This is a genomic window from Roseateles sp. (genome assembly GCF_049240545.1).
GTDB lineage: Bacteria > Pseudomonadota > Gammaproteobacteria > Burkholderiales > Burkholderiaceae_C > Paucibacter_A.
On record NZ_JBMLSK010000173.1, the window covers coordinates 1 to 2,403 of the forward strand.

Annotated in this window: 1 protein-coding gene; it reads left to right on the forward strand. The window is 70.2% G+C overall.

Translation table 11 applies throughout. The features are described 5' to 3' along the window. The first annotated feature begins 28 nt into the window (after window positions 1-28). Window positions 29-2,254, forward strand: coding sequence for an IS4 family transposase (locus ACOVRJ_RS11740; protein ID WP_422044035.1), 2,226 nt, complete (start codon window positions 29-31; stop codon window positions 2,252-2,254). Window positions 2,255-2,403 lie beyond the last annotated feature (149 nt).

The following is a 2,403-nucleotide window of genomic DNA, read 5'->3' on the forward strand; positions in this document are numbered from 1 at the left end:
TTTCTTTCGCGTTCCTCTACGCTGAGGAATGGAACGACAGCACCAGATCAAGCGCACGTTAGCAACTCCCGAGTCGATTGAGGCGATTCGGCGGCTGCTGGGCGAGGGTGCGCACGTCAGCCGCTCGGCGCTGGCGCGTGCTGCGTGCACGCGCTTCGGCTTTGTCGATGCGCGCGGCCGTGCGCAGACTGCCGGCTGCATCAAGGCTCTGCGCGAGCTCGAGCGCGCCGGTCATTTCGTGCTGCCTGCAGCCGGCCCAAGCGGTCGTCGCCCCGGCCAGCGCGGGTCTGCTCGCTGCCTGGGCGCGCCGGTGCCTGCGCCGCAGGAGGTGCCTGCGCTGGCCGGCGATGTTCGGGGCCTGAGGCTGGTGCGGGTGTCTGGCCGGGAGCAGTTGCAGCTGTGGAACGAGCTGATGAATGCCGAGCACCCGCAAGGTGCCGGGCCGCTGGTGGGGGCGCAGATGCGCTATCTCATTGCCTCGGACCACGGCTGGCTCGGCGGCCTGGGCTTGGCCGCTGCGGCGCTGAGCCTGGCCGATCGCGACCGCTGGATCGGCTGGGACGCGGCCACCCGGCGCGAGCATCTGCATCGCGTGGTGGGCATGGCGCGCTTTCTGATTCGCCCCTCGGTGCGCTGCCACAACCTGGCCTCGCGCGTGCTGGGCATGGCCTGTCGCATCGTGGCCGCCGACTACCAGGCGCAGTACGGCTACACGCCCTGGCTGCTGGAGAGCTTCGTGGACACCGAACAGTTCCTGGGCACCTGCTACCGGGCGGCCAACTGGGTGGCCGTGGGCCACAGCCAGGGGCGCGGCCGCCAGGACCGCGCGCACGAGAAGGCCAAGTCCGTCAAGGCGATCTACGTCTATGCGCTGGCGGCCGACTGGCGCGCTCGCATGGGCGTGAGCGAGCCGCGCGTGCCCCAGCCGCTGCACCCCGGCGAGGGCTTGGAGGGCCCGCATTGGGCGCAGCACGAGTTCGGCGGCGCCGAGCTGGGCGACCTGCGCCTGGGGCGCCGGCTGGTGCAGTGCGCACGCGCGCTGGGCCTGCAGCCGGGCCGCGCCTTCTGCGGCGCCGCCAACGGCGACGTGGCGGCCGTCAAGGCGTACTACCGCCTCATCGGGCTGCCCGATGCCCAAGAGGATGTGAGCATGCGCTCGATGCTCGCGCCGCACCGCCAGCGCACCTTGCAGCGCATGATGGCGCAGCCGCTGGTGCTGTGCGTTCAGGACGGCACCGAGCTGAACTACAGCAGCCTGGCTCAGTGCGAGGGCCTGGGCCCGCTGGGCACCAACCAGACCGGCGCGCGCAGCATGGGCCTGCACCTGCACTCGACCCTGGCGCTCACCGCCGACGGTGTGCCGCTGGGCGTGTTGGACGCGTATTGCCAGGCGCCGCAGCCGCGCAGCGCCGAAGACCAGTGGCCCGGCCACGCCATCCCGATCGAGCAGAAGAAGACCTTCGACTGGATCCACGGGCTGCGCCAGTGCGAGCAAGCCGCCGCGCAGATGCCCGCCACCCGTGTGGTCAGCGTGATGGACCGCGAGGCCGACTTCTTCGAGCTGTTCGACCAGCACCGCCAGCCCGGCAAGGCCGGCAGCAAGGTCGATCTGCTGGTGCGCGCCCGGCACGACCGCATCCTCGCCGAGCAACGCAGCCTGTTCGAGCAGGTGCGCAGCAGCCCCGTCAAGAGCCGGCTGGGCATCGCCGTGCCACGACAGAGCAGCCGGCCCAAGAAGAGCAGGCAGCAGCCGCGCGCAGGCCACCCCCAGCGCATGGCTCAGGTGCAGCTGCGCTACCGCGAGGTCGAGCTGAGCGCCCCCAAGCATCACGCCGGCAAGGCCGCGCTGCGTCTGTGGGTGGTGCACGTGCGCGAGACGCCAGCGCCAGCGCAGGGCCAGCGCATCGAGTGGTTCTTGCTGAGCACGCGCGCGATCACGACCGTCGAGCAAGCCTGTGAGTGCCTGCGCTGGTACTGCCTGCGCTGGCGCATCGAGGACTGGCATCGCGTGCTCAAGACGGGCTGCCGCATCGAGGCGCTGCAGCACAAGACCGCCACGCGCCTGAAGCGCGCCATCGCCTTCAATCTGGTCATCGCCTGGCGCATCATGCTGCTGACGCTGCTCGGTCGGCAGACCCCCGAGCTTCCCGCGCAGGTGCTGTTCTCCGAGCTCGAGATCGAGGTGTTGCAGGCATGGGCAAAAAAAAAGGCATCGAACGACCCGTCCTGCTCGGCGATGCCGTCGGCCTCGTAGCTCGCCTGGGCGGCCATCTCGCCCGCCCCAGAGACCCACCACCCGGCCACCAAGCGATGTGGCACGGTCATGCTCGACTCCAAGCGATGTGCGAAGGCTATGCGCTGCACGCTGGCAGGAGCGGTTGATGTTTGTGGGGAAAGGGCAGG